Origin of the sequence: Flavobacterium sp. 38-13 (assembly GCF_001899155.1) — a bacterium.
In the GTDB taxonomy this organism is placed as follows: Bacteria; Bacteroidota; Bacteroidia; order Flavobacteriales; family Flavobacteriaceae; genus Flavobacterium; species Flavobacterium lindanitolerans.
This window is the reverse complement of the sequence record NZ_MKVG01000002.1, coordinates 1-5,877: the sequence shown is the minus strand read 5'-3', so window position 1 is coordinate 5,877 and position 5,877 is coordinate 1. Positions and strand designations below refer to the sequence as shown.

Sequence of the window (5,877 nt, the reverse complement as noted above, 5' to 3'; positions counted from 1 at the left end):
ATTGGACAGTTTTAAGAGTAAGGAAGTTGGTGTGCTCGTTGCTACCGATATTGCGGCAAGAGGAATCGATATTGACAAGCTGCCTTACATCATCAACTTTGACCTTCCTAACGTTCCGGAAACCTATGTGCATAGAATTGGAAGAACCGGACGTGCCGGAAATGGTGGTATTGCCATATCATTCTGTTCCAAAGACGAAGAAGTCTACTGGAAAGATATTCAGCGACTCATCAAAGTCAATGTCAAAACAATTGGCGACCATCCCTATCCGTGGAAAGACGAAGAAGAACCTAATCCGGATGCAAAACCTGATTTCCGTCATAAAAATAAATCTAAAGGAAATAATTCGAGAAAATCGGATGCCTCAAAAAAGAATAAGAAACGCTGGTATTAACCAGCGTTTTTTGTCTTAAATTTGTATTTCTGATATAATCTCCTCTACCATGAAATCTGTTTTTCTTTTTCTTCTGCTTGCAAGTCAGGTAACATTTTCTCAAGACCTTAAAATCATGAGCTACAACATCCGTCTCGATACACAAAGTGATGGCGATAACCAATGGTCAAAACGAAAAGAATTCCTGACAGACCAGGTGAAATTCTATATGCCGGATTTTATGGGCGTACAGGAAGCATTACCGCAACAGATGAGCTATATTGACAGTACGCTAACCGGTTATGGTTTTATTGGAAAAGGCAGAGACGATGGAAAATCAAAAGGAGAACATAGTGCTATTTTCTATAACTCTGATAAGTTCAAACTTTTGGAAGAAAACACTTTCTGGCTGTCTGAGACTCCTGAAAAACCATCAAAAGGTTGGGATGCGGCCTATAACAGAGTATGCACTTACGGTTTGTTCCAAAACAAGAAAAACAAAAAGAAAGTATGGGTGTTCAATACGCATTTTGACCATGTTGGTGATATTGCCAGAGCCGAAAGTTCTAAACTTATTTTAGAAAAAATCAGAAAAATTAACAGAGACAATCTTCCTGTTGTCCTTACCGGCGATTTCAACCTTGAAGCTGATACGCGACCATTGCAATTGATTAAGGAACAAATGGACGATGCCCAAAAAGTATGCAGAGGCATTGTATTTGGTCCCGAAGGTACTTTTAATGCTTTTGAATTTAATAAGCCGGTGACTACAAGAATTGACTATATTTTTATCAACAGGAATACGATGGAAGTTGTTAAGTTTGCCACATTGAGCGATTCAAAAGATTGCCGTTATCCATCTGACCACCTTCCGATTTATGCCGAAATCAATTTCAGATAAGCTAATGTACATGTTTAGCAATCTGGCTGTTAATAATCTGAAATAAACGCAGAGGTTCAAATGGTTTTATGAGGATGTCGTCCATTCCGGACAATTTGGCTTCGTCTGTAATTTCATCCTTATCAAATGCAGTAAGCGCAATTACAGGAATGTCAATACCTTTGTCGCGAATCATTCGTGTAGTTTCAAATCCGTTAATGACCGGCATATTAATATCCATCAGGATAGCATCAAAATTTTCCTTGTCAAGAATTTCAAGAGCGGCATAACCGTCATCAACAACAACGCATTTGTAATTGTTTTTCTCAATGATTTTTTTGGTTACCATCTGGTTGATTTTGTTGTCTTCTACCACCAGAATTTTATAGGAAGAACTATTGGTTGTATCAACATCTATGTTTTCAATATAAGATTTTGTGGCATTGGCATCATATTCAAAAGGAATGATAAATGTTACTGTTGTGCCCTCTCCTTCCTTACTTTCCAGTTGAATAGTACTTCCTAAAAGCTCCAAAAGACGTTTTACAATAGACAAGCCAAGCCCTGTTCCCTGATAATCTCCTTCCTTCCGGTCTATCTGTACAAATTTTTCAAAAATCTTGTTCTGGTTTTCTATCGCAATCCCACAGCCATTATCCACAATCTCAAATTTGACGTGATGTATATTGCCTACTTTTTTCACCAATGCTGCGGTTAATCGTATAGTTCCGTTTTGTGTAAATTTTAAGGCATTGCTGGTAAGATTTACCAAAATCTGTGACAAACGCAGTTTATCGCCTATCAGATATTCCGGTATTTCTATACCTACATCAATGAGTACCTTATTTTTGTTTTTGATGGCAATGAACTGTAAGGCTTCCTTGACCTTTTCAATTTCATCCATAATATTGAGCGGCAATTCCTCCAAAACAATTTTCTTATCTTCTATTTTATGAATCTGAAGCAGGTCATTGACAAGCGAAAGAAGATAGCGCGCCGAAAACTTTAAGGAATTGATATGTGGGCTATTTTCCAATTCTTTATGTTCATCCAGAATTAAATTGGTAACTCCTATGACGCCATACAAAGGAGTCCTCAATTCGTGGGTTACCGTAGAAATAAACTGGCTTTTTAATTTGGAAGATTCTTCGGCCTTGTCTTTTGCAATTTTTAATTCGGCATTACTTTCCAAAAGCTGCTGGTTGACTTTTTTTCTGTAGATACTGTTTTTATAGAAAGTATAAAGCAACAGAAGTAAAATGATAAGGATGGCCAGGAATAGTATAACGATGATTTTGGAATTTTTCAGATTTTCCTGCTGTGCATATTTTTCGAGTTCAATTTTATCAATTTTTCTTCTCGATTCATCCAATTCAATCTGAACACCTGCTATCTGGGCACTTTTCATTTTTTCATGATTGTGCAAATCATCTTTCAGCTTTTCATAGTTGACTTTATTCAGATATGCATTTTTATAATCTTTTATTTCATAAAGGTGTTTTGAATATTCGGCATAAGCATCTGCCAGAGCATTTTGTTGTTTGTATCTGATTCCGTAATCAATTGCAGTCCTGAAATAAAAACCGGCCCGCCTGGCATCTCCCTTATTGCTGTAATACATTCCTAAGAGATTGTTTACAATCACTCTCGATTCGATATCGCCATATTTATCAAGATGTTTTTCAACATCTTTAACATAGGGATAACCCTGTTCAAAATCTTTTTTATTGAAATAAGCCCAGGCCAGGTTCATTTCCGTAAAGATAATCTCTGTGGTATCTTTTCCTTTATTGGCGTATTGTAATGATTTTTTATAATGGTAGATTCCTTTATCGTAATCTTTAATTACAAAATTGTAGATGTTGCCAATATTGTTATGAATCCAATCTTTTATGGTGTCATTTTTGGTCTTCAGTGAATATTGGAGTGCCTTATTATAATAAGCAAGAGCCATTTTTGTATTCAAAAGTTCTTCATGGCAACCGGCAATAGTATTGTAGGACATCGCAACATAGTCATATTGCTTGTTTTTGTAAGCCAGATTGAGAGCCTGTTTTGAAACCTGCAGCGATTCCATATATTTCAGGTCTATGAGTAGGCCATCTGCTTTGCATATGAGATCATAAATCTTAACCCTTACTTTGTTTAATGAGTCTTTCTCCTGTGAAAAGGACTGATTGTAAAAAAATAATGAGATAAGAACAAATGAAATTATTCTATTTCGGGGCATAGATAATTTTTATCCAAATATACTTATATAATGAAAAAATCCCGGTATGAACCGAGATTTTGTTACTTTTTAATTTCGTATTAATTTTTTGTACTTGATACGTTTTGGTGTCAGGTCGCCACCCAGGCGTTTTTTCTTATTTTCTTCATAATCAGAGAAGCTTCCTTCAAAGAAATAAACTTCAGAATTTCCTTCGAAAGCAAGAATGTGTGTACAGATTCTGTCCAGGAACCAACGGTCGTGGGAAATAACCACGGCACAGCCTGCAAAATTTTCAAGACCTTCTTCCAAAGCACGAAGCGTATTAATATCCAAATCGTTGGTAGGCTCATCCAGAAGCAATACGTTTCCTTCTTCTTTTAGGGTCATTGCAAGGTGCAATCTGTTTCTTTCTCCACCGGAAAGCGTACTTACTTTTTTATTCTGGTCGCTTCCTCCAAAGTTAAATCGGCTCAGGTAGGCTCTTGAGTTTACCTGCTTTCCTCCCATCATGATTAATTCCTGTCCGTCGCAGAAGTTTTCCCAGATGGACTTATTAGGGTCAATATTAGAGTGGCTTTGGTCTACGTAAGCAATCTTAACCGTTTCTCCAATAGTAAACTCTCCTTTATCCGGAGTTTCCTCGCCCATAATCATTCTGAAAATAGTGGTCTTACCGGCACCGTTTGGCCCAATAATACCCACAATTCCGGCTTGTGGCAAAGTAAAATTCAAATCTTCGTATAAAAGCTTGTCGCCATAGCCTTTTGCTACGCCTTTAGCCTCGATAACGTTTGTTCCCAAACGAGGTCCGTTCGGGATATAGATTTCCAGATTTTCATCCAGTTGCTTTTGGTCTTCGTTTAAAAGCTTGTCGTAGTTTTGCAAACGCGCTTTTTGTTTGGTCTGGCGGCCTTTGGCTCCCTGGCGTACCCATTCCAACTCTCGCTCCAATGTTTTTCTTCTTTTGGAAGCCACTTTCTCTTCCTGTGCCATTCTGTTTGATTTCTGGTCAAGCCATGAAGAATAGTTTCCTTTCCACGGAATACCTTCACCTCTATCCAATTCCAAAATCCAACCGGCAACATTATCTAAGAAATAACGGTCGTGGGTTACAGCAATTACGGTTCCGGAATATTGTGCGAGGTGCTGCTCTAACCACAATACAGATTCAGCATCTAAGTGGTTGGTAGGCTCATCGAGCAAAAGTACGTCCGGTTGTTGTAATAAAAGTCGGCATAATGCCACACGTCTTCTTTCTCCTCCGGAAAGCACTTTAATTGGTGTATCCGGTTCCGGAGTACGCAATGCGTCCATAGCAATTTCCAGCTTGGTATCGATTTCCCAGGCACCCAAAGCGTCAATCTTATCCTGAAGTTCAGCCTGACGGTCCATCAGTTTCTGCATTTTGTCTGCATCTTCATAAACTTCCGGTAATCCAAACTGGTCGTTGATTTTGTTGAACTCGTCTAAAACAGCCATGGTTTCAGCCACACCTTCTCTTACAATTTCAATTACGGTTTTGTTTTCATCCAGTTGCGGCTCCTGCTCTAAATAACCAACGGTATAACCCGGTGCAAAAACCACATCACCCTGATAGTTTTTATCTACTCCGGCGATGATTCTTAATAAGGAAGATTTTCCCGAACCGTTAAGTCCGAGAATACCGATTTTAGCTCCGTAAAAGAAACTAAGATATATATTTTTTAATACCTGTTTGTCGCTGCTTTGGTAAGTCTTGCTTACTTTCTGCATCGAAAAAATTACCTTCTTATCGTCTGACATATAAAATTTAAATTATATTAAATATTTGATTTCCAATGTTTTAATTTCGGATTTTTGTTTACTCAAATGTTCCCGCATTAGGTTTCATTTGACATTAAACCTTATATCAGCCAAAACTTAAAACTATGGCAACAAAGATAGTCTTAAATAAAAAAAAAGCAAGCGATGGTTTTGGGTTTAATTAGCATTCAATCCTTGAGAGCAGGGACTTTATTTGTTGGAATTTTGCAATATCTCCAATACAAATTCTAATATTTTGGGCAGAAGCCATTGAAACTTCTGCCTATTTTAATCCTATGTTTTATTCTAATATGATTTTTTTCACAAACATTTCATCTTCAATCTGAATATTCATCAGGTAAATACCTTGCGGATAACCCGATAAGTCAATCGTCGTTCCAATTTGATTTGATACGGTTCTACCTGCCAAATCATTGATTACTACGTTTATATTTTCAGTTTCCGCTTTGATCAAAAATTTTCCATTAGAAGGATTTGGGTACACTACTATTTCCTTTTTATTAGCAACAAAAGGGTCTGTTCCCAATGTTGAGCCAGTAAGATACACTTTCCAATAAGGGGTTGAAGGCAGGCCAAATGCGGTATCAACGCCATAATTCCCTATCGTCA

At 37.5% G+C, this 5,877-nt stretch carries 5 protein-coding genes; 2 read left to right on the top strand and 3 right to left on the bottom strand.

The features are described from left to right. Both BGO88_RS00055 and BGO88_RS00050 read left to right on the top strand, forming a co-directional pair. A partial coding sequence (locus BGO88_RS00055; protein ID WP_286705525.1) for a helicase-related protein occupies nucleotides 1-394 on the top strand: 394 nt, incomplete at its 5' end. A gap of 49 nt (nucleotides 395-443) precedes the next feature. Beyond that, complete coding sequence (locus tag BGO88_RS00050; protein ID WP_101472677.1) at nucleotides 444-1,274, top strand: endonuclease/exonuclease/phosphatase family protein; 831 nt, start codon at nucleotides 444-446, stop codon at nucleotides 1,272-1,274. A 1-nt stretch (nucleotide 1,275) separates the two neighbouring features. On the opposite strand, the gene BGO88_RS00045 is transcribed toward BGO88_RS00050, so the two are convergent. From BGO88_RS00045 to BGO88_RS00035, 3 genes are all read right to left on the bottom strand, one after another. Beyond that, nucleotides 1,276-3,483: an ATP-binding protein gene (locus tag BGO88_RS00045; RefSeq protein WP_101472678.1), complete on the bottom strand. Its 2,208-nt coding sequence runs from the start codon at nucleotides 3,481-3,483 to the stop codon at nucleotides 1,276-1,278. A 69-nt stretch (nucleotides 3,484-3,552) separates the two neighbouring features. Beyond that, nucleotides 3,553-5,247 carry an energy-dependent translational throttle protein EttA gene (gene ettA, locus BGO88_RS00040; protein ID WP_056073210.1) on the bottom strand — a complete coding sequence of 565 codons (1,695 nt, stop codon included), beginning with the start codon at nucleotides 5,245-5,247 and terminating at the stop codon, nucleotides 3,553-3,555. 301 nt (nucleotides 5,248-5,548) lie between these two features. Beyond that, nucleotides 5,549-5,877: T9SS type A sorting domain-containing protein (locus tag BGO88_RS00035; RefSeq protein WP_286705524.1), on the bottom strand; the 329-nt coding region annotated here is incomplete at its 5' end.

What these genes read in the sequence shown, in the direction of transcription:
- ettA (WP_056073210.1), bottom strand. Translation starts at nt 5,247, where the DNA reads ATGTCAGACGATAAGAAGGTAATTTTTTCGATGCAGAAAGTAAGCAAG.
- BGO88_RS00050 (WP_101472677.1), top strand. Translation starts at nt 444, where the DNA reads ATGAAATCTGTTTTTCTTTTTCTTCTGCTTGCAAGTCAGGTAACATTT.
- BGO88_RS00045 (WP_101472678.1), bottom strand. Translation starts at nt 3,483, where the DNA reads ATGCCCCGAAATAGAATAATTTCATTTGTTCTTATCTCATTATTTTTT.